15 protein-coding genes, 2 pseudogenes and 1 riboswitch are annotated in these 21,401 nt (G+C 63.9%); of the genes and pseudogenes, 3 read left to right on the top strand and 14 right to left on the bottom strand.

What is annotated here, in order from left to right; translation table 11 throughout:
- Positions 1-804: 804 nt before the first annotated feature.
- The 5 genes and pseudogenes from AC1DVZ_RS05930 to AC1DVZ_RS05910 all read right to left on the bottom strand — a co-directional run bounded on the left by AC1DVZ_RS05930 (position 805) and on the right by AC1DVZ_RS05910 (position 5,550).
- Complete coding sequence (locus AC1DVZ_RS05930) at positions 805-1,611, bottom strand: IclR family transcriptional regulator (protein WP_477617251.1); 807 nt, start codon at positions 1,609-1,611, stop codon at positions 805-807.
- A 588-nt stretch (positions 1,612-2,199) separates the two neighbouring features.
- Positions 2,200-3,491, bottom strand: a pseudogene (gene glyA / locus AC1DVZ_RS05925) (serine hydroxymethyltransferase).
- Positions 3,492-3,501: 10 nt separating this feature from the next.
- The gene (gcvH, locus tag AC1DVZ_RS05920) at positions 3,502-3,876 is read right to left on the bottom strand and encodes a glycine cleavage system protein GcvH (RefSeq protein WP_477617250.1); all 375 of its coding nucleotides are present in this window, start codon (positions 3,874-3,876) and stop codon (positions 3,502-3,504) included.
- A gap of 57 nt (positions 3,877-3,933) precedes the next feature.
- On the bottom strand, positions 3,934-5,034 hold the full coding sequence (gene gcvT, locus AC1DVZ_RS05915; RefSeq protein WP_477617249.1) for a glycine cleavage system aminomethyltransferase GcvT: 1,101 nt from the start codon (positions 5,032-5,034) through the stop codon (positions 3,934-3,936).
- Between the two features lie 87 nt (positions 5,035-5,121).
- Entirely contained in the window at positions 5,122-5,550 is a 429-nt protein-coding gene (locus AC1DVZ_RS05910) for a hypothetical protein (protein WP_477617248.1), read from the bottom strand.
- A gap of 332 nt (positions 5,551-5,882) precedes the next feature.
- Positions 5,883-5,975: riboswitch (glycine riboswitch) on the bottom strand.
- 467 nt (positions 5,976-6,442) lie between these two features.
- On the opposite strand from AC1DVZ_RS05910, the gene AC1DVZ_RS05905 reads away from it, so the two are divergent.
- On the top strand, positions 6,443-6,994 hold the full coding sequence (locus AC1DVZ_RS05905) for a hypothetical protein (protein ID WP_477617247.1): 552 nt from the start codon (positions 6,443-6,445) through the stop codon (positions 6,992-6,994).
- A 293-nt stretch (positions 6,995-7,287) separates the two neighbouring features.
- Here the strand turns inward: AC1DVZ_RS05905 and AC1DVZ_RS05900 are convergent.
- Positions 7,288-7,679 (bottom strand): annotated as a pseudogene (locus AC1DVZ_RS05900) (biotin synthase BioB); the annotation flags it as partial.
- Between the two features lie 490 nt (positions 7,680-8,169).
- Here AC1DVZ_RS05900 and AC1DVZ_RS05895 point away from each other — a divergent pair.
- Positions 8,170-9,471 (top strand): flavin monoamine oxidase family protein, encoded by a 1,302-nt coding sequence (locus AC1DVZ_RS05895; protein ID WP_477617246.1) that lies wholly within the window; start codon positions 8,170-8,172, stop codon positions 9,469-9,471.
- 289 nt (positions 9,472-9,760) lie between these two features.
- On the opposite strand, the gene AC1DVZ_RS05890 is transcribed toward AC1DVZ_RS05895, so the two are convergent.
- Together AC1DVZ_RS05890 and AC1DVZ_RS05885 are read right to left on the bottom strand one after the other, a co-directional pair.
- The gene (locus tag AC1DVZ_RS05890) at positions 9,761-10,402 is read right to left on the bottom strand and encodes a P-loop nucleotide/nucleoside kinase family protein (RefSeq protein ID WP_477617245.1); all 642 of its coding nucleotides are present in this window, start codon (positions 10,400-10,402) and stop codon (positions 9,761-9,763) included.
- Positions 10,389-11,030, bottom strand: coding sequence for a bifunctional 4-hydroxy-2-oxoglutarate aldolase/2-dehydro-3-deoxy-phosphogluconate aldolase (locus AC1DVZ_RS05885; RefSeq protein ID WP_477617244.1), 642 nt, complete (start codon positions 11,028-11,030; stop codon positions 10,389-10,391). The genes AC1DVZ_RS05890 and AC1DVZ_RS05885 overlap by 14 nt, the downstream gene beginning before the upstream one ends.
- 823 nt (positions 11,031-11,853) lie before the next feature.
- Between AC1DVZ_RS05885 and AC1DVZ_RS05880 the strand changes: the two genes are divergently transcribed.
- Positions 11,854-12,858, top strand: coding sequence for a Gfo/Idh/MocA family protein (locus tag AC1DVZ_RS05880; RefSeq protein ID WP_477617243.1), 1,005 nt, complete (start codon positions 11,854-11,856; stop codon positions 12,856-12,858).
- Between the two features lie 87 nt (positions 12,859-12,945).
- Here the strand turns inward: AC1DVZ_RS05880 and acs are convergent, their stop codons facing one another.
- The 6 genes from acs to AC1DVZ_RS05850 form a co-directional block, all read right to left on the bottom strand.
- Positions 12,946-14,907 (bottom strand): acetate--CoA ligase, encoded by a 1,962-nt coding sequence (gene acs, locus AC1DVZ_RS05875; RefSeq protein ID WP_477617254.1) that lies wholly within the window; start codon positions 14,905-14,907, stop codon positions 12,946-12,948.
- Between the two features lie 346 nt (positions 14,908-15,253).
- Positions 15,254-16,162: an aminotransferase class IV gene (locus tag AC1DVZ_RS05870; protein ID WP_477617242.1), complete on the bottom strand. Its 909-nt coding sequence runs from the start codon at positions 16,160-16,162 to the stop codon at positions 15,254-15,256.
- Between the two features lie 83 nt (positions 16,163-16,245).
- Positions 16,246-17,859, bottom strand: coding sequence for a N,N-dimethylformamidase beta subunit family domain-containing protein (locus AC1DVZ_RS05865; RefSeq protein ID WP_477617241.1), 1,614 nt, complete (start codon positions 17,857-17,859; stop codon positions 16,246-16,248).
- 239 nt (positions 17,860-18,098) lie between these two features.
- Entirely contained in the window at positions 18,099-18,872 is a 774-nt protein-coding gene (locus tag AC1DVZ_RS05860; protein WP_477617253.1) for a carbohydrate ABC transporter permease, read from the bottom strand.
- A 94-nt stretch (positions 18,873-18,966) separates the two neighbouring features.
- Complete coding sequence (locus tag AC1DVZ_RS05855) at positions 18,967-19,911, bottom strand: carbohydrate ABC transporter permease (RefSeq protein ID WP_477617240.1); 945 nt, start codon at positions 19,909-19,911, stop codon at positions 18,967-18,969.
- A gap of 74 nt (positions 19,912-19,985) precedes the next feature.
- A complete protein-coding gene (locus tag AC1DVZ_RS05850) occupies positions 19,986-21,269 on the bottom strand; it encodes an ABC transporter substrate-binding protein (RefSeq protein ID WP_477617239.1) in 1,284 nt (427 codons plus the stop codon).
- Between the last annotated feature and the right edge of the window lie 132 nt (positions 21,270-21,401).

Below are 21,401 nucleotides of genomic sequence, written 5' to 3'. Positions count from 1 at the left end.
GCTTCCAACATGTTCATGATCTCCTCGGCAGACTTCACGGTGTCCCTCCTGGGGTCGGCAGGCGCTTCAGCACCGCCAACCGCACTCCAGGAGGGGCCTCAGCCGCGGGACGCGACGAGGCAGACGAACTCGTGTCGGGCAGATCTCATGACCGCCAGCGGGCAACTCTCATGTCCGCCACCGGGCAGCCTCGTGGCCGTCTCCGGGCAGTTTCTCGTGGCCGCCCTCAAATGGGTGCATCGCAGCCCTTCTGTCGGCCGGCGGGGAAGGGTCGGTCGCGTCCGGAGCCCTGCCGTCGACCATGCCCCGCTGCGCGCCAGAACGGCGCCCGTCGCTGGAAGGCCTCGTCGCCAAGGTCGCACACAACCGTCAGCTGACCACGCCGGCCGCTCTTCCCGTGTTCCAACCTCGTCGCTGGCGCGAATGAGGCGTTGCGCTGGCCGGTCAGTTGCCGATGACGCTGGAGACAGCGCTTAGCGAATCAACAAGGAAGCCGGATTCCCCGAGCAGGCCTCGCACCACAACCGGCGGGCGGGGGCTCAGCCCGGCGGATCCATGCCGCACGTTACGGGGGAGCAGCGGCTGGTCGGGCATCCTTGCACCCCTTGACACCATGGGAAGGATCGCATGGTTCCCCCGCACACTGCCCAAGCGGTCGGACCCGCGTTCTGGGCCCCTCCAAAACGCTGGCGCTGAGCCCCGCGACTTCTGCGCAACGGGATAGCCCCACCCGCAGCGCGCACAGGCGCCGCTTGGGCGCGGTCGTTCACCGGGAAGACCGATGACATGCCTGATCGACGTCGATTAAGAAGCCGACCTTCCTAGATCGTTGTGTGCGGCCACCTGTTGCCAACGAAAGGCTGGCCAATGCGCCGCAATAGTGCCGGCTGCCTCGTGCAACGCCGGAATATTCTCTTCGATGGCCTCGCGCGTCAGGCGGATGCTCGGGCCCGCCAAACTCACCGTGCCTAGGGCAGGAGCGTCCACGCGCGCGCCGTGGACGGCCGTTCCGAACACCGGAACCGCGATCGCACTCACACCCTCGTCGCGTTCGCCAGTAACCTCGGCGAAGCCGGTGGATCGAACCACCTTCAAGTCTTGAAGCACGTCCTCTATGGACGTCCGGGTCATGGGCGTGTGACCGTCGAGCCGACGATTCGACAAGATCTTTTGAACGTCTTGGTCGGCTAGGGTCGAGAGCCAAGCCTTGCCCGAGGCGGTGGCGTGAAGGGAGATTTCAGTCTCCAATGGCGCCACTCGCAACTGCCTTTTCGAACCTTCGGCCTTCGCTACCCAAAACAAACTGTTGCTAGAGGCTGCGGCAAGTCTGGCAAGCTCCCCTGTCTTGGAGGCAAGGCGGTCTAGCGGTGGTTGAGCCCAGTTCTGAAAGCCCGCTGCCTCCAACTGGCGCAGTCCCATGGCTCCCACGCGGTACGTGAGCCGATACCTATTGGTGACACCGTCGTGCTCGACGAAGCCGGCCTCCGTCATGGCGGCTAGCAGGCGAAAAGGAATTGACTTGTTGGTATCCAACGAGTCGGCGATCTCGCTAACGCTCATCCCTTCAGGGGCATCGGCGAGCAATTCCATGATCCGCAGTGCCTGCTTCACCCCGGTAGCCACTAGATGCCAACCCTTCTAAACCCTGGTCCTATGTAAGGCTAAGCACCGTCAGCCGAGGACGACCACGAGTTGCGCGCCATCGGCAAATCGTAACACGGTTGCCGGACAGCGGCCCGCTGAAGCCACCGTACGCGTGGGAGCTACGACAACGCCATGGCCGAGGCCGCCAACCCGCTGTTCAGGCCGAGTCCGTCCGCAACGCGGCGGTGTACCTCGAGGCCGGCTGGGAGTCCGTCGCAGATGTCGAGCTCGTCGTCGCCGAGTACGCCGACTGCTCTACCACTAACCTTCACGGCCAGGTCGGGCTCGCCCCGCCGCCCGAGCTCGAGGCGACTCGCTGGGCCAAGCAGGCTCAGCGCCACAACCTTGAAATTCCAGGTTTCACAAGGCCGGACCCACCTAACTGAGCCTCCTTGGAACCCAAGTCGACTCTGTATGGCGGTACTTGGTTCGTCCTTGGACTGGTGGCGCACGGCTAACCGGCCAATGGTCTCTGGGTATCCTCGGCGGCTTGCGCCCGACCTGCGTCCGCTTGGTGGTAGCTGGTCACGGGGCAGGCGTCCCCCTCAGGTCCGGTTATGAAGACAGCCCGGGCACGGACGGATAAAGCGGACACCTTCCCGCGAGGGCCGCGACCCGGTCCTGCAGCCTTGCGGCAGCGCCCTCGGCGAGCTCCGGTTGGAGGGCTTCGGCGATTATGTCGGCGACCTCGGCAAACTCCAGTGGGCCGAACCCCCGGGTCGCCAGGGCCGGGGTGCCGATGCCCAGCCCCGAGGTGACCATCGGGGGCGTGGGTCGTAGGGGACGGCGTTGCGGTTGACGGTGATCCCGATCTGGTGCAGCCGATCCTCGGCCCGCTTGCCGTCGAGCTCGGACTCCACGAGGTCGACAAGGACGAGGTGCACGTCGGTGCCCCCGGTGAGGACCTTGACCCCCGCGGCGCAGACGTCCTCGCGGGTGAGCCGTTCGGCGAGGATCCGGGCACCCTCCAGGGTGCGGCGCTGGCGGTCCTTGAACTCCTGGCTGCCAGCGACCAGGAAGCACACCGCCTTGGCGGCGATGACGTGCTCGAGCGGGCCACCCTGCAGGCCCGGGAACACTGAGGAGTTGATCTTCTTGGCGATCGCCGCGTCGTTGGTGAGAACCACTCCGCCCCGTGGTCCGCCCAAGGTCTTGTGCGTGGTCGAGGTGGTGACATGGGCGTGCGGGACCGGGCTGGGGTGCAGCCCCGCGGCAACCAGCCCGGCGAAGTGGGCCATGTCCACGAACAGGATGGCGCCCACTTCGTCGGCGATCTGGCGGAACTGCGCGAAGTCGAGTTGGCGCGGGTAGGCCGACCAGCCGGCGATGATCATCTTCGGGCGGTGCACGCGTGCAAGTCGCGCCACCTCGCCCATGTCGACGCGGCCGTCATCGCCCACGTGGTACGGCACGACGTTGAACGTCTTGCCGCTGTAGTTGAGCCGCATGCCGTGGGTGAGATGGCCGCCGTGCGCCAGGTCGAGGCCGAGGATCGTGTCCCCATGCTGCAGCAGCGCAAAAAAGACGGCCGTGTTGGCCTGGGCGCCGGAGTGCGGCTGCACGTTGGCGTACTCGGCACCGAACAACGCCTTCACTCGGTCGATGGCGAGTTGCTCCACGATGTCGACGTTCTCGCAGCCGCCGTAGTACCGACGTCCTGGGTACCCCTCGGCGTACTTGTTGGTGGCGACCGAGCCCTGGGCCTGCATGACGGCCACGGGCGCGAAGTTCTCCGAGGCGATCATCTCCAGAGTGGCCTCCTGGCGGCGCAGCTCCGCGTCGAGCGCGGCAGCGACCTCAGGGTCAACCTGGGCGAGGTTCTGGTTCAGCAGGTTGGCGATGGTCATGGCCGGCTCCTCAGCCCTGCTCGGTCAGGGCGGTGTATGCCGTCGAGTCAAGCAGGGCAGGCGCGTTCGCCACCTTGACGCGCAGCAGCCAGCCGTCGGTGAAGGGGGCGGTGTTCACCAGGGAGGGCTCGTCGACCACCGCGTCGTTGAGCTCAAGCACCTTGCCGTCAACCGGGGCGTAAAGGTCGCTGACCGACTTGGTGGACTCGATCTCGCCGCAGGACTCCCCGCAGGCAAGGACCGTGCCGACGTCGGGAAGGTCGACGTAGACGACGTCGCCCAAGGCGTCTGCGGCGTAGGCGGTGATGCCGATGGTGGCGACATCCCCCTCGACGCGCAGCCACTCGTGGTCCTTGGTGTACTGCAGGTCAGGGGGAACAGACATCTGGTGCTCCTTCGGGGATGGGGGTTTACAAGGCGTCCGACGACGCGCTGTCGGATGTCAGCGCTGTCGGCTGTAGAACGGAAGCGGGACGACGACAGCTGGGACGGCCGTGCCACGGACGTCGACATGCAGACGCTGCCCAGGCTCGGAGAGGGCGGTGTCGACGTAAGCCATTGCGATCGGGTAGCCCAGAGTGGGAGATGGGGCACCGCTGGTCACCGCACCGACTCGGGCTCCGGTGGACCGGTGCAGCACCGCGGCTCCCGCACGGGGCGAGCGACGCCCCTGCGGGAGCAGCCCGACACGCACCCGCGTCACCCGCTCGTGGGCGCGCCTCTCGAGCGCGGCGCGCCCGACGAAGTCACCGGGCTTCTCAAGCCGCACGACTCGGCCGAGACCGGCCTCGTAGGGGGTGAGCTGGGCACTGAGCTCGTTGCCGTACAACGGCATTGCCGCCTCCAGGCGCAGAGAGTCGCGGCAGGCCAGTCCCGCCGGGACCACTCCGCGCTCGGCGCCAGCGGCAGCCAGTGCGGCCCAGATGTCAGGGGCGGTGTCGGCGGCGCAGAAGATCTCGAAGCCGTCCTCCCCCGTATAGCCGGTGCGGGCCAGGCGCACCGGACGGTCGGCCACCGTGACCTCGGCGATGGTGTAGTACCTCAGGGCAGCCAGGTTTGCGTCGCTCACCTCCTCGAGCACCTCGGCGGCCAGCGGCCCCTGGATCGCGATGAGCGACCAGTCATCGCGGGCATCCTGGACGGCGGCGTCTAGCCCGGCGGACCGCTTGTGCAGCGCCTGGAGGACGGCCTCGGCGTTGGAGGCGTTGGCCACCACCATGTACCGGTGATCCTCCAGCCGGTAGACAATCAGGTCGTCGAGGATGCCGCCGTCCTCCTGGCAGATCATCGTGTACTTCGCCTTGTTGACGGCGACGGCGCTGATCTCGCCGACCATGGCGTAGTCCAGGAAAGCGGCGGCTTGTGGCCCCACGACCTCGAGCTCCCCCATGTGGGACAGGTCGAACAGGCCGGCGGTCCTGCGCACCGCGTGGTGCTCGGCGAGCTCGCTGCTGTACCGCAGCGGCATCTGCCAGCCGGCGAAGTCGGTGAAACTGGCCCCAGCGGCGTTATGAACCGCGTGCAGAGCGGTGGGCTTGGACATGGGTCTCCTTACGGCTCAGAAGAAGGTTTGGGCGGTCTCACGTTGCGAGGAGACCCGGCGGTAGGCACGAGCAACAGATGGCGGTCATCATGGTTGCCGTCGATGCGCTGGACAGCCGGCGAGTACTTGTCGGCCTACGTGCCGGCGGGGTAGACCGCCTCCGCGCAACCGCATAGTCCCTAAGAGCTCGTCCTCCCCCAGCCCTGGAGGACTGCGGCCACGAACAATCTCGACGCGGAAGGAATCGCGGAGGGTGTGTGGCCCCGCGAGGGTCAGGGGCCGCGCGTTCGCGTCGACGACGACACAGTCGATCGGGACCCCGGTCGCACGGCGCATGCCGGTCCTCCCTTCGGCGACTGCCGTGTCTTGGTCGAGCAGCGACGCGTCCGCGATGGCGAGGCCGGCGAAGGGGCCGGGCACCATGGTCTGAAAGTTGCGCAGCGCCCTCAGACGGCCGCCGCTGATCCTGGGTGGGCAGGGCCCGTACGCGGTGTACCAGGCCGGGCTGTCGAGCAATCAGGGGCGGATTACGCCCGGCGTGGCGGCGCCGTGGCAGCCCAGCCCGATCATCAACTCGCCGGGATTGTTGCGGGCGGCGGAGCCCGGGCAGCTCACGCGGAGGCCTCCGCCTCCAAGGCGGCTGGCGGCAGAACCAAGTTGACTGCGGTGCGCACTCCCACTGCACCGCAGCATAGACCAGTGCGTCGAGGGAGTCGTAGCCGAGCCGGGACAGCCCAGAAACTTGGTCGTTGGCGCTGAATCCGAATGTGGCGAGTGACGCGCCCAATGCGTGTGTCATTCGGGAGGCTCCCTGATGGGTGCCGCCGGGRCACGGCGGCGGTGGGTGACCTCCCCGCTCTGTCATCGGGACCTGAGAGCTTCGCCGCGGGTAGCGGCTTGCACCGTGGGTGCAGGACCGGGTCCTGCTTTCCAGAGTTCGCCTCACCACAACGGTCATGGGTACCTGAGAGATTCTTGGAACGACGCTGGCGTCTCGCAAACCGCCGAACTGGCGCAGCATCGGATTGTGGCGGCTTCACCGGTTCGCGTGGGCAGCCAGATGTTTCTAAGCCTCGGATGCCTCAAAGGGTCAAGTCACGCCGGGCGGAAAGGTCCGTTGAGACCGAAAGCTTGGCGCTAGCGTCGTTGCCGTCGGCGAGATCCCCAAACGCGGGCCATGCACAGGAGAGCAGCAGGTGGATGGCCTGATGCAGGCTCTCAACGTGCCTGGGTCCGAAGCGTCCCGGGGCCGTCTCACACGGTAAGAGGCGGCTGCAATCAGGACGCGCCAAGAATCCACATACCCACGCCCCCAGCTCGGCTATATACCATAGGCCTCATGGGTGTTTGCCGATGTTGTCAGGTCAACAACGCCGTCCTGACGCCCCCGGGGCCCAATGGTCTACCGGTGGAGCCGACTGTCTGCGACCTCTGCATCGGACACCAGGGATACAACGTTCATGACCTCAAGAGGGCCGCCGCCATCCACCAGCAGATGTGGCAAGAGCACGAACGACAGCGGATAACAGCCCTCGCCGACGAATACGAGGCCAAGCTTCGAGGCGCCGACGCAGAGAGCGAGAGGTTGCGACAGCAACTTCAAAGGCGGCCCACGCAACCCGTAGAGCACGAGGTAGACGCCGACGCGCCAGAGGAGGCCCACCGCGCCGCGATGCGCGCGTACGCCTCCCGGGAGCACGCATTTCGGCTGCTCTGTCTCATCCACGTGGAGCACCACGATTTGCCGGGCGAGGAGTGCAGCTGCGGTCGCCCCACGGCCGACTGTGACGCGCTCCGCATCCTGGAAGGTGACGCAGCCCTGCGCCGTTGGGAGCGGATTCAGGAGGAGCGGGAGCAGCGCGGCCTGCCTCACGGCCTTCCGTCCGGATACGTCAGAAGGGGGTGGCGCGCACACATGCCTGACCCGCACGACTTCGTGCCGGAGCAGGTTGAGCTGTAGGAACTACGCAGGTTCGATGAGGTCGAGAGTCCCGATTCCGTAGTTCCCGCAGTCCCCGACGGCGCCACCAGTGCTGCCGAGACGGACTCAGTAGCCGCGCTGGGATGCGCGTACAAACGGACACTGGGGATCGCGGCGTCACAGTCCCGGCCGACTGGAGGGCGACGTCCACGGGGCACGTTCGCGGCTCAGGTGCCGCCCCGCATACACGGCAACCCAACGCATCCCGCAACGCGAGCGGAACGTCGCGGTTTTGCGCGATTAGGAGCAGCAGGCCGAGGGTGGCCGCCAGCCTCGATCCCATTGCGGACCTGCGCCATCAGCCGCTCGTCCGGGCCGCGGACCGCCGCCACGATGCAGAACTCGCTGGCGCCGGTTGCGAGCTGCTGGCCGCAGCCACCAGCTCGGGAGGGCACAGCCACACCGACCGGACCGGAGAGCTAAACTGCCCGGACCGCGAACAGAAATGACAGTCCTCAGGGCAACCGCCGGTCTTGAGGGAGATGATGCCCTCAACCTCCACGGACTCCCCGCACCACTTAACCCGCACCTCATGGCCAAGGCGAGAAGGCCCTCGAGGTCCTCGTCATGCAGCCTCATGACCTCGTCCAGCTGCGCCTCGTCCAAACCCGGCCCGTCCCGCTAGGACCTGCTGCCGGCCGCACTCGATGATGCTGCTCAACAGAACTCCTGCGTTCGGCGGGGAATGCGGCGACAGTTGGGAATACGCGGTGACCGTCGCCTGACGTCTCACTCCTTGGAAGCACGGGAAGCATCCTTCACTGGATGGGCAAAGCGGAGTCCTTATCAGCGCGAAAGTGTGTCCGCCCGAAGAGGGGCGGGGCTGAGGGAGTCGCGATCGGCTGACGCTCGGCCAAGGCGCGCGCCTCATTCGCGGGAACACCGACCGACAGCGATTTGGGATCAATGCGCGTAGTCCGCCATCGAGGTGTGAGGCCGCTGAGGGAGCGGGCGAATCTACACACAGGTTTGTTCAGATTGCCTCGCATTGGTAACGTGGTTACTGTCTTCACTACCCCCACCCCTGCGCCCACTGCGTCCGAGTCGTTCGCCTCTTGGATCGATGGAAGGTGGCGCAAGTGGGACTGGTCTTTGCCGCGGTGAATCCGTGCCCCCTCCCATGCTGGTCGAGGTCGTCGAACGAAAGGAATGCAATGAAGGCGTATGACGCTGTAGTGGTTGGCGGGGGGTTCGCCGGTGTCACGGCGGCTCGCGAACTGGCGAGTCGCGGGCACCGAACTGTGCTGCTTGAGGCGAGAGACCGACTCGGCGGTAAGACATACACCACGAGTTTCGCGGGCCGAAGTGTTGAGATGGGTGGGATGTCTATCCACTGGTTTCAGCCGCACGTCTGGGCGGAGATCACTCGCTACTCGCTGCGAACCAAGGAAGCAGAGCCACTCGACGCGTTCGTCAAGGCCTCAGACTCCGCGGTCGAGAAGCTCGACAAGGCCGAGACGAAGGATCGGGAGCGTCGATTGTACGAGGCCCTCCTGGACGGCTTTGATGACGTATTTGATCGCCCTTACGAGCCGTTGCACCACGAAGACAAGGTCCGGACTCTGGACCAGTTGTCGCTTCGTGACCGTCTGGATCAGCTCAACCTTGGCCAAGAGGATAACGAGTGGCTCACACGCAACCTGTTGCATATGGCGGGCAGGCTTGAGGACGCGTCGTTCACGTTGCTCCTGCGGTGGTTTGCCCTGGCGGGCTGGAAGTACGACCTCTGGGCGGAAGCCTTCACGCGCCACAGGTTCGCCGATGGTACGTCGTCGCTGATCGACGCAATGGCTGCGGATCAGGACGTTGACATCCAGCTGTTGAGTCCGGTCGCTGACGTGGCGCACGCTGAGGACGGTGTCACCGTGACTACTCGCTCTGGTGAAGTCCTATCCGGGAAGGTAGCGGTAATCGCTGTCCCGGTGAATCTTTGGACATCCATCAACTTCTATCCGGCGCTGCCGCAGGCGCACCGAGACGCCGCAGCGCAGGGCATGGCAATTCCGCACTCCTCGAAGGTCTGGCTGCACGTGCGCGGCAATGCTGATCGCGTCACTGCGACGTGGCCGACTGGAAGCCGAATCACTCGCATCCGCTCTGAGATGAGGTTGCCGGATGGTCAGCTTGTCGTTGCGTTCAGCCCGCATCCCGATTTCGATGCCTCGGAGCGGGGTGTCATTGAGGAAGCGCTCGCCGCTGCGCTGCCAGGTTCAGAACTCGTCGATGTGATTTCGCATGACTGGGGACATGACGAGTTCGCTCAGGGCGGATCACCGTATCTGCGACCGGGCCAGCTCGGCACGATCGTCACCCTGCTACAGCAGCCGAACGGACGGCTCGTATTTGCCTCATCGGAGCTAGCAAATGGATGGTGCGGGTACATCGATGGCGCCATCGAATCCGGTATTGCGGCTGCCCGTGTCGCCGGTCAAGCTGTGGGGAACTTCGGCCGTTGAGGACCCCCCGGCGGGTCCGGCTGATCCCGCCGAGTGCCCCCGCCCGAGGGCGGCAACAGGCGCGCGGGTGGACCATCCGCGCGGCGGCTCCGGAGGTCCGCATCTCCCATACCTTCGCGACCAGATAGCCGCGATGCACATATCTCGTCTCGTAATGTAAGGAACAAGCCGCAAATATGCGCTGAGTTTCTTCCAGGCTCCGGTGGCGCGCAGGACTTTGCCAGCGGGGCCCCACACCCGTTACAACGAGCACGTCCGCCCCGCGTGCAAGGATCATCCATCCCCGGAGTCAGTGGGAACCGAGGGCGGGCCGCGAAGCACTCGCCTCGACTGTCTCTGCAAGGCCTAGAGCCTCTTCTAGGTTGGGCTCGACGTCGTTGTGGATAACGATGTGCAACGCGCCCTCCCAGTGGCAGTCTTGTGCGCCTAGTTGTCCCCAAAAGCGGTTCCAATCGGCAAGTTTGGCGCGGTCGCGTGGAAGTGCACGGTCAGTAAGGCGCGCGCGGACGGTTTCCTCGCCTGCCTGAACCTTGACCACAACTATTCGGGTGTCCGGGGGCCAATCCGCTGCTGTGCAAGAGGCGATAAGGAAGTCGCGATCGCTCAAATAGGCGGCGAACGGCGCATCGAGAACTACTGACTGACCGATCCGCAAGTTATCTGCCGCTGAAGCAAACAGCCCTGCATACTCGGCGGGCATAAGTCGCCCGACGTAGGCGGGTTCGTCTTCGCGGCCGTCTTGCGGGAGCCCGGCTAGGACTAATGCAGCGCTCACGAGTCGGCTCGCCATGGAGTCCTTGTCCAGGTAAACCCCACCTACTCGACGGGCGAGTTCACGAGCCACATACGACTTCCCCGAGCCGGCTGGCCCCACCACGACGAAAGCCTTACCCTGACGCTCGATGCGCGAAACGCGGTCAGGCGCGGGCACGAGCCACCGCCTCAAGAAATTGGCGCGCGGCTGCGCGCACCGGGTGTAGGTTTGGCTCGCCTCGCGCTTTCGTAACGAAGCTCCCTACGCCCACGGCCGCGACTCCCACGGAAAACCAGTCGGCAACATTCTCCGGCGATACTCCTCCGGTGGGAATGAGCGGAATGTGGGCGAGCGGTTCGAGAACCGCTCGCGCGTAGTCGCGATCGAGAACATTGGATGGAAAGAGCTTGACGAGGTCTGCGCCCGCCGTGGCGGCGGCAACTATCTCAGTTGGCGTGGCAGCTCCACAGATGCTGACGACCTGGTACCTGGCGGCCGTTTGCAGAATTCCAACATCAACGTGGGGGCTAACCAGGAAGCGCGCGCCCGCCTCGACGCTTGCAAACGCGGAATTCGCGTCCAGCACGCTCCCCGCCCCAATTTCGGCATCCGGATACTCGGCGCTGAGACGTCGAATTGCTGTGAGGGCGCCCGGCGTTGTGAGCGTCACTTCAACCGCTCGTATACCGCCCGCGATCGCCTCGCACGCGACTTCGTATGAAGCCTCCGCAGAGGGCAAGCGGACAATGAGGACAGTTCCGGTGCTGTCGATGGCGTTCAGAGTACGCAGCTTACGCATCGTCATCTCGCCAACGTCCGGAGGGACGGTCACACGGGAGGGTCATATTGACAAATCATGGACCTTAGGGCAAGGTATTGCAACAGCGTTTCATCCCTCGGTCTGCACGTGCCCGTGCAGTGCGTCGACTGTCGGCACAAGACCCGGATTGGCCCGAATAGTCCATCTCGGACCTAGCCCGGCCCCCTTGGTCATGTACGGGCGAGAGTGGCTTCGGACTTGTAACGCCGTATTGCGGCGCAGTAGACAGCTCAGTGAAGGAAATGGTGGCGCCACGCCGGTCGCGTCTGGCAACGCTGCAGGTACGGGCAAGTCCACGAGGGTCTACTACTTGGTTAATGGATTCGGTTGCGTCTCATGGCAGCCGGCTCGGGCGCGCCGAATAGTGCGCCCGATTAGAAGGGACCAGTATGCGAATTGCGGGCCACGCCCTAGCCACCTCCCAACGAGCCGTCCCGGAGGGGCTGGCGCTCTTCGCTATAGCAGGAGTAGGCGTGGGCAAGGTGATCCCTCAAAGGGACGTCGGCAGCGGGCCGGCCTATAGACAGCACCGCAGCTCCGCCGGCAAGACCGGTTTCGGCTGCGGTTTTAATGTCCCGGGGGTGAGCGTTGCCCCCTTCATGAGGGGAATGAACAACGCCGATGAGGCGTGCCCACGAGCAGCCCTCGACATACGGCGAGCAGGCATGGAGTCCGCTGCCAAAGGACGAGCACCCCTCGCGGCCCACGCCCCGCAATTGTCGCACGCACAGGGCTTCACGATGAGCGCTGGATCGGTGCGCTCACTAGATGATCAGGACGTGCGCTTCAAGGCTACCGGGGCGCATCGATGAATACCGCGGCACCTTTACGTGTCGGAGTGGTGGGTGCGGGCAATATCGCGCACATCGCGCAGCTGCCGACCCTGGTGGCGAGAGACGATGTGGTGCTCGATGTGTTGGTGTCACGCCGTGCGGACCCGTCGGAGTTGGTGCGCCGGTGGGGGTTCGCCACGGCTGTGCCGACGGTCGAGCGAGCGCTCGAGCGCGACTTGGACGCTCTCTTCGTCCTGAGCCCGAGGTCCGAGCATGTTCACGGTGTGAGCCGGGCCTTGCAAGCGGGCGTTGATGTGTTCTGCGAGAAGCCTCTCGCGGCCGAGACCAAGGATGCGCATCAGCTCGCAGATCTCGCCGATGAGCGCGATCGGGTGCTCATGGTTGGTTTTAACCGACGGTTCGCCCCGACTTACGCGGCGGCTCGGGAACTTTTCGGCACGACCGGCGCAGTCTTCTGCGTCGCGCAGAAGAACCGTCGTGGAACGGAATACCGGGGGACGTTCGAGAACGCCATACACATGGTGGATCTGCTGCGCTGGTTCTGTCCGGGTGAGCCGGTCGACGTTGTCGCCCATGCCGCAGGCGACGATCCATGGCAAGAGGACGGTGTTGCCGCCCTCGTGAGATTCAGCGGGGGAGGGACGGGGGTGTTGATGGCGGCGCGAAACGCGGGCGCTTGGTCCGAGAAACTCGATGCGTACGGCACCGGGAGTTCGGCGGAGGTGATGGCGCCGGATACCGTGGCACTGACCGCGGCAGGCACGACCACCGTCCGCTCAATGAGCTCGGAGGCATATGGTTGGACAACCGCGACGAACACTCTTGGGTTCTCTGCCGCAGTCCACCACTTCCTCGATCGGGTTCGTGATCGGGCTGCGCCCCTAACATCTGGTCGGGAGGCGGCGCACACGCAGGCGCTGCTCGACGCCATCCTTCACGCGGCAGGCCTGCCCGTTCAAGAGCAAGAGGGCCGGATGTGGTCCAGCCATGCGACCCCCGCTTCAGGCTCATCGACTTGACCCCGGCTGCACGGTCACAAGACTCTTCGACACCCTCCAGTAGCGTCTGCAACGCGCGGTTCTGGGATAGCGCTGGACTGGCGCGGGTCAGTCCTCCTTGCCGGAGCTCATGCCTTCCTTGATCAGTCCCATGACCGAGGAGTCGGCCAGCGTCGTGACGTCGCCGACCTCTCGGTTCTCGGCCACGTCGCGCAGGAGGCGGCGCATGATCTTGCCGGAGCGCGTCTTGGGCAGTTCGGACACCACCATGATCGAGCGCGGCTTGGCGATCGGGCCGATCTCCTTGGCCACGTGGTTGCGCAGCTCCTGCACCGTCTCGTCGCCGTGGTCCTCGTGACCGCCGCGCAGGATGACGAACGCCACCACGGCCTGGCCGGTCGTCTCGTCGGTCGCGCCCACGACGGCCGCCTCGGCCACCGACGGGTGCGAGACCAGGGCGGACTCGATCTCGGCGGTGGACAGCCGGTGGCCCGACACGTTCATGACGTCGTCGACGCGGCCGAGCAGCCAGATGTTGCCCTTCGCGTCGAACTTCGCCCCGTCACCGGCGAAGTAGTACTTGGGTCCGAACCGCGACCAGTAGGTCTCCTTGTAGCGCTCCTCGTCGCCCCAGATGCCACGGAGCATGCCCGGCCACGGCTTGGTGAGGACGAGGTAGCCGACTGCCTCCGGGTCGTGCAGGGGGTTGCCCTCGTCGTCGAGGATCTCGGCGCTGATGCCGGGGATGGGGCGCTGCGCGGAGCCGGGCTCGAGGTCGGTGACGCCCGGCAGCGGGCTGATCATGATGCCGCCGGTCTCGGTCTGCCACCAGGTGTCGACGATCGGGCAGTGCCCGCCGCCGATGTTCTTGCGGTACCAGAGCCAGGCCTCGGGGTTGATCGGCTCACCGACCGAGCCGAGCACCCGCAGGGACGACAGGTCGAACTTCGCCGGGATGTCGTCGCCCCACTTCATGAACGTCCGGATCGCGGTGGGCGCGGTGTAGAGGATCGAGACCTTGTACTTCTCGATGACCTCCCACCAGCGGCCCTGGTGCGGGGTGTCGGGGGTGCCCTCGTAGATCACCTGGGTGGCGCCGTTGGCGAGCGGTCCATAGACGATGTAGGAGTGGCCGGTCACCCAGCCGATGTCGGCGGTGCACCAGTAGACGTCGGACTCGGGGTGCACGTCGTGGACGACCGAGTTCGTGTAGGCCGCCTGGGTCAGGTAGCCGGCGGTCGTGTGGAAGATCCCCTTGGGCTTACCCGTGGTGCCCGACGTGTAGAGGATGAAGAGGGGGTGCTCGCTGTCGTGGGGCACGGCCTCGTGCTGGTCGCTGGCCGAGTCGACGACGTCGTGCCACCAGACATCACGGTCGTCGTTCCAGGCCACCGGGTCCTTCGTGCGCTGCACGACGAGGACCTTCTCGACGGTCGTCTCGCCGTCAACAGCCGCGTCGACGGCCGGCTTGAGCGGAGCGGTCTTGCCGCGGCGGAACTGCCCGTCGGCGGTGATGACGAGCTTGGCCTCCGCGTCGGCGATCCGGGTGCGCAGGGCGTCCGCCGAGAAGCCTCCGAAGACCACCGAGTGCGGGGCGCCGATCCGGGCGCACGCGAGCATCGCTGCCACGGCCTCGGGGATCATCGGCAGGTAGATGGCCACCCGGTCGCCCTTGGCGACGCCGAGTGACTCCAGCGCGTTGGCGGCCTTCGCCACGTCCCGCTGCAGGTCGGCATACGTGATGGTGCGGCTGTCGCCGCCCTCGCCCTCGAAGTGGATGGCGACGCGGTCGCCGTTGCCGGCCTCGACGTGCCGGTCGACGCAGTTGTATGCCGCGTTGAGCTCGCCGCCGACGTACCACTTGGCGAACGGCGCGCCGCTCCAGTCGAGGGTCTGGTCGAAGTCCTTGGCCCAGGTGAGCCGCTGCCTCGCCTGCTCGGCCCAGAAGCCCTCGAAGTCCGCGCCCGCAGCGTCGTAGAGGTCCGCCTGACCGTTGGCCTGCGCGGCGAACTCGGAGGTGGGCGACAGTTCACGGGCGCCCTCTTGGCTCGCGGTCTGGCTCGCGGACATCTCGGGCACTTTTCCTCCTGCGGTGCGATGCCACGTTTGCCTCGGCATGGGGCCATCCTGCAGCGGTCCATCGGGGCCGCCTCAGGACAGTGACCTTGCTGCAAAAGACATTTCGAGCGGACCGATAGCGCGCCGAGGATAGCGCCGGCACCCCTGCGCAAGTCCGGTGTCCTAAAGCAGGACAGGCACACCGACCAGTGGCCCGTCCGCAGTCGGATCGAGTTAGTGCGCTTCTTCCGGCGCTGGCAAGCACAACGCGTACTTTGAAGAGGACTGGCGCTGCTCAATCTGGGGTTTGGGCAAGCCTCGCGCAAGGCTGACCGGGAGTTTCCTCCAGCGAAGTGAGTTAGTGATGTTCTTGCCAGTACTCAATTGCTTGGGCGCGGAAGTCGAAGCCAACGAAATCGATCCATTTGTCGAGAATTTCCTGCCCGATCGTGGTGTTTTGCGTCAGTGGAGTTCCGCCGAGACTTAGAACAGGCACTGCCGCGATGCTTGAACTCATGACCCAGACCTCATCCGCATCCAGGAAGTCATATACCGTGAGGTTTTGCTCACGCGTCTTGGCACCCAGCTCCGCGCCGAAGTCGCAGAACATTGAAAGGCTGATGCCGCCCAGAATCTTCTCCCTTGGGGCATGAATGATCTCGCCGTCCTTGATGAGGGCCAAACTGGCACCACCGGCTTCGGTGATGTAGCCATCAGCGTCGAAGAGTAATGCCCACTGATTGCCTGGGTCTGCTGCAAGTTTCGCCTCAGCGGGCGCAAGGCTCAGCCTGCTAATCGACTTGATCCGCGGGTCCACAGCTCCCCAGGGGTTCTTGACGGCGAGCGATGGAACGAGTTCCGCGCCGGTCTCATAAAGATTTGTCCGGAAGTAACTACTGAAGCCAACTTCAGTAGTCGTTATCACTAGGGTCGCGAGCGACGACGCCTCCCCGAGCCCTCGCCTCCCCGCTGTCACGCCACACCAAAACCGGAGATCGCCGCCGTCGGAAACTAGCGACGCATTCCTCTTGACCAATTCTGAAGTCGCTTCTTCGATTTCGACCAGGAGGCGGTGATCGTATACGCCCAAGAAGCGCATACCCTTCCCGAGCCGGCGCAAGTGGCGCTCGACCACTCCCCCAACGAGATTGTGACCATAAGTCCGCCAAACGTCGAAGATGCCTTCGCCAGTGGTGAACCCCGGGTCGAATGCAGAGACGAGTGCGCGCTCTGCCTCTACAAACTCTCCGTTGACGTAGCAGTACACATCTGCCTCCTATAACGGCGGTCATCAAGTGATGCGACCGATTGCACCGCGCCGATCAGCGCCGCAACGCGATTGTAACGGCGTTACCCATTGTTCGCAACTGCCGGCGCCCTTCGCTGGCAGGCGACCAGCACGTTACGAGTAATTTGCTCCACAGCGGGGTCGGCCGGAAAAATCGGAGGCTCTAGGGAGCGAGTCGCGGTCCAATCGATCGATGGCACGAGGCCAAAGACCCAATCCGTCGTGGGAGCGCAGAAGAGCATCCCTTCACCGGGTGTCTCGCGGTGGATCATGGTGGCGACCCCACCCATGCTCCCAAAGGTGCGCTGCTGCTTGGGCGTGAATACAGGCGGCCAGCCGCTGAAATCCCACTCGCCCCAAGGACGGCAGTCCGCGATAGCCAGCAACTGCGTGCCCGGGAGGGCACCATCCCTGAACGAGAGTTGTGGGCCGTCGCTGCCAAACTCGACCTCCAGGCCGTCCGCCTCGTGCCCGACAAGCTTTATCTCGGCGCCAATAGTGTCCCCCTTCTGCAAGTTCAACCCTTCGAAGACCCAGTGGTCTGGGTCGCAAATGGTGAAACCACTCCGGGGCCGCGAGGGTCCGCCGTAGATTTCCCACCACCACATCCCCCCACCAATCAACATCTCATTCGGGGGTTCAGGCCTGCGCACTGCGTTGTAGACGCCGGTCGTGGGTATCGTGGATTCGTCCCGGAGGCGCCACGTATATCCGGTGAGGTGCGGGTGGGCTTTCGGCGACGCCGCCTCCGCCAATGGGTCCAACGACTCGCCTTCGAGGTATTCCACGCCGTCGATTTCCTCATTGTCAGAAGTATCAGCCGAATACTTGTAGCATTCTAAGGCTGTTCCATCTGGTGTCTCGCGAACCGTCCCCCCTCCCAAATTGCCACCCAGAAAGACTGTATGGCCGCCTGCAAGCCTGAAGTCACGTACCGCGTCGAGCTGAGCCACCGTCCAATACTCGTCATGGCCGACCGTAAGTAGTGCATCGTACGTACCAACGTCTGGGTATCCGGATGACACATCGAGACCAGAGCAATAGTCAACCAAGATGTCCTCGCGCTCCAGCCAGTCAATGAACGCGAAGATGTGGGCGGCCTTAGGGGGGTACGGCCCGAGCATGGTTTCGTTCGGCAGGCAAAGACCCGTCCCCGGGCGGTGAAGCGAAACCCTCGAGGCCCGCAACTCGCCCAAACCCTTGCCATCTTCGGCACGCCCAGTATAAAGGCTGCGATTGTGCCAGATGTGATAGGCGGCCCACGTAGCGACATTCACCTGGCAAAGGATCCTTGGCCCCTGACGGTTCGCGCCACGCCTCACGATGAACAGCGCGTCCTCCCCGGCCCTGCTCGACGTGTGCCCACGGGGCGCGTCCTCGGCGCTAAACTGGGCCATGTATACGCCGCTAGGCCAATCTCCCGGGATGCTGCTGAGCAGTTCCACCTTCGGCCAACGGCATCCTTCAGCGTCTGCGTCACCTGAGCTTAGACGGCGACCTTCCCCCGAGGGCGGCAAGCGGTGTGGCCGGATCGGGCCCAGACGTCGGACAAAAGAGAGCTTGGGTCGAAGGCTCGCGTCTTCACATCCGATCACTCGGTATATGTCTACGTTACAGAGTTGGTCAGATCGCGTCGCCACATGTGCAGAAAGCTTCTCTCCCTGTACCACACTCATCTGCGTCAAGTATGCGGCGAAGTAGGGAACTTCCTCGCGGCCAGTGGCAGGAAAAGGAAGATAGCGAAAACCAGGCGAAAGTGAATGGTGGGCACCAGGCGAGTAAGACTCTGTCTGAAGTTCTACCCTTCTACGGGTCACCGCAGATGGTTCTCGCAGTTCAGACAAGGTTCCTCCTATACGTGTTGAGTGCGCCGGCCTGATCCATGCGGAGGCGCGCCGCGCTCGAGTGGTTCCTACTAACCCTTGACTCCGCCTGCCATTCCTTCGACAAAGCGATTTTGCACTAGCAGGAAGAGGACGATGGGTGGGATGGAGAAGATCAGAGAGGTGGCCATGACCTGGTTCCATGGAGTGCCGTACTCACCGAAGAATGATGCGATGCCGATGCTGCCCACCCATTTCGAGGGGTCCGAGATGAGTACCCGGGTCATGAGGTACTCCTGCCATGCCTCGATAAATGCAAATATCCCGGTTGCGAGCACGCCCGGCAGGGCGAGTGGCATGGTGATTCGGAAGAGCAGGGTCAGACGGTTGCACCCATCAACTCGGGCGGCGTCCTCGAGTTCGATAGGCACCGAATCGAAGACCGACTTGAGCATCCACACGGCGATCGGAAGATTGAACACAAGGTTGGCGACGATCAAACCCTCCAGGCCGCCAACCAGTCCCAGCGACTGAAATGCCTTAAAGAGCGGAATCATCAACACTACCGAAGGGATCATCTGGGTTGCGAGGATAAGAAAAGATGCAATGGTGATGCCGCGACTTTGAAATCGTGAAATGGCGTAGGCGCCCCACGCTGCCACCAGAAGTACCAGGACGGTGCTTACCCCAGCGACCACGATAGAGTTGCCGATCCAAAGCAGCACGTCATGACCAGTGACGGCATTTATGAAGCCATCGAGTGAAATCTTCTGGGGGATGAGTTTGGGCGGGAAGGCAAACCGCTCTGACTCTGGCTGTAGTGCTTGAACAAACATCCAGTACAACGGGAAGACTGAGAAGATCACAAAAGCCAAGACGCCTGTGAGAGTTGCAACTCGACCAAGCGGGCCACCGCGGATGTGGCCGCTCTTTGTTGCGGCCGGTGCGCTTGCGATTCTATTAGGCATTTCGCTTCCTCGTCACGTAGAGGTACAGGCCAGCAAACAGGGACGAGATGGCCAGAACAATGGTGCCGATAGTGGCCGCCATTCCAAACTTATACTCGTCGAATGCCTTGGCGTAAGTCATCAATGAGAGGAGCTCGGTTGCCCCGCTTGGGCCACCACTCGTGAGGAGATAGACGATCGTCATGGCTGTGCCGAAGGACCAGATCGTGATGAGCAGGGACAGCACCGTGGTGATGTTGCGCACTCCCGGGAGAGTGACGTGAAGGAACGCGCGGAAAGGGCCAGCACCATCGGTTTTGGCCGCTTCATATAGTTCGCCAGGAATGTTCTGAAGGCCAGCAAGGTACATAAGGGCGGCAAACGGAACGTAACGCCAAATCTGGATCACAATTACAGTGGGCAGGGCCCAGGACGGGCTTATCAGCAGGCCGGGATATTCGGCGCCGAGTCCCGACCACCCCGCGCGGACGATGCCGTATTGCGGGTCGAGCGCCCACTGCCAGATGAGTGCGGCCGGGACCAACGGCATCGCCCACGGGATGACGAGCAGGGTACGCAGCGCTCCCCGCCCGCGAAATGACCGATTGAGCAGGAGCGCAACCAACAGTCCGAGGAACAGCGTGCCGATGACGGCGCCGGCGGCATAGGTGACGGTGACACGCAGGGCCTTAAGAAACTCCGGGTCGTGAACGAGGTCGACATAGTTCTGCAGTCCAACGAATTCACCATCGGACGCAATCGTTCCGTTAGCTGTGCTCCTCCGTATAATATCGACCGCGGGCGCAACGAACCCGAGCGTGATGGCGCAGATCGTTGGTGCAAGAAAGGCATATGGCGCCCATGAGCCTGAACCCCAGAGCCGTCGGCGCCGCGATCCTCGCTGGGACCGGTCGGGTACTGGCGCGGCGTCATTCGCCGTTCCCATCACCGTCTTCATAGTCATATGCTCCTTCTCCCTTAGGAAATCGACCGTGGAGAGCATCAAGGTTTGACGCTCTCCACGGCCACGTTTCAATTCTTGAGAAGGTCCTCGAGCTTCGACTGCATCTTGGCTCCGGCTTCCTGCCCGGTCATCGATGACGTCAACATCTCCTGATAGACATCAGTGACGATCTTCGCTACGTCGGCCATGTGCTTCTCTGCGCCGACTGGCGCGTACGACTGCGCGACCTTGGCGGCGTCGAGAACGGCCTGGAAGTACGGGTTCTTGGCAAGGAACGCGGGATCGTATTGGCCGGTCGCCGGGATAGAAGGGGCGGTGATCTTCTGCACGTCATCGTCCAGCGCGCCCGCGATCAGGTCGCAGGCGCCCTTCTTATTCTTGGCACTCTTGGGGATGCTCAGGAAGACGTTGACCGACGCCGTGTGCCCACCGGGCAACGGTAGCGCCTCAGCGCTCAAGTCCTTGGCGACGTCCGGGTGCGCATCTTCGGCTTGCGCGATAATGAAGGGGCCGCTAATAAACATTCCAATCTTTCCCGCAGTGAAAGCATCCTGCGCGGCGGAGCCAATTGTGCCCTTGGGTACCAGGCCCTTGTCGTAGAGTTCCTTCTGGAACGTCAGCGCCGCAACTGTCTCCGGCGAATTGGCGGTCGGCTTACCATCCGTGACGAAGGCGCCCCCGAAACCTGCCACGGTTGGCATCAAGTTGATGTACGTATCAGCTGGCGAGGTCGAACCTGTCAGAGTAGCGAACCCAAACTGCTGCTTGGAGGGGACTCGCATGGCCTTAATCGCCGCCATCAGCTGGTTGATATCCTTCGGCACCGCCACGCCCGCCTCTTTGAGCAGCTTCTTGTTGTAGACCAGTACGCGGGGGTTGCTCACTAGCAGCACACCATAGGTCTTGCCCTCGTACTCCGCCAGCTTCTGTGTCGAGATGAACTTACTGGAATCGATGTTGTGACTAGTTAGGCAGTCATTGAGCGGCTCAAGCAAGCCCTCTCTCTCCCACTGGCCGATCTGAGGGTCATAGGGAACGACAACATCCGGCGCCTGCCCGGATGCCATCTGCGTGTAGACCTTGTTGTGATAATCCGCGAAGGGAATCGGGGGCGTCAGGAGCTTGACGTTGGGATGGGCTGCCTTGTACTTGTCCCGGACCTTTTCCGGCTGGATGTTCCCCGGCTCAGACCAAAAGTGCGAGGGCCAGGAGAGCGTTCCCGATTCCGCGCTCGAGGCACTCCCCGAGCCGCTCCCCGGGTCATTCCCGGAGCACGCGGCAAGGGTTGTCGCGACGGCAAGCGTGGTTCCGATGACGCCGACCTTGCGCGCAGTCGTCTTGAAATAGAACATGGTTTGTCTTCCTGTGAGAGATAGTCAAGAGCTGTGGATGGGCGTGTCACGCGGCTTGAACGGCACCTCCTCACTCGGCGACCTCACGAACGGCGTAGGTGCGGGCTGGGCGCTGGTGCGTGCTGAAAGGCT

This window comes from Pedococcus sp. P2_E5 (assembly GCF_056403895.1).
This window is presented reverse-complemented; position numbering and strand designations above follow the sequence as displayed.

Coding starts and splice junctions, on each gene's coding strand:
- gcvH (WP_477617250.1), bottom strand. CDS start 3,876: ATGTCTGTTCCCCCTGACCTGCAGTACACCAAGGACCACGAGTGGCTG.
- gcvT (WP_477617249.1), bottom strand. CDS start 5,034: ATGTCCAAGCCCACCGCTCTGCACGCGGTTCATAACGCCGCTGGGGCC.
- AC1DVZ_RS05895 (WP_477617246.1), top strand. CDS start 8,170: ATGAAGGCGTATGACGCTGTAGTGGTTGGCGGGGGGTTCGCCGGTGTC.
- AC1DVZ_RS05885 (WP_477617244.1), bottom strand. CDS start 11,030: ATGACGATGCGTAAGCTGCGTACTCTGAACGCCATCGACAGCACCGGA.
- AC1DVZ_RS05880 (WP_477617243.1), top strand. CDS start 11,854: ATGAATACCGCGGCACCTTTACGTGTCGGAGTGGTGGGTGCGGGCAAT.
- acs (WP_477617254.1), bottom strand. CDS start 14,907: ATGTCCGCGAGCCAGACCGCGAGCCAAGAGGGCGCCCGTGAACTGTCG.
- AC1DVZ_RS05865 (WP_477617241.1), bottom strand. CDS start 17,859: ATGAGTGTGGTACAGGGAGAGAAGCTTTCTGCACATGTGGCGACGCGA.
- AC1DVZ_RS05855 (WP_477617240.1), bottom strand. CDS start 19,911: ATGAAGACGGTGATGGGAACGGCGAATGACGCCGCGCCAGTACCCGAC.
- AC1DVZ_RS05850 (WP_477617239.1), bottom strand. CDS start 21,269: ATGTTCTATTTCAAGACGACTGCGCGCAAGGTCGGCGTCATCGGAACC.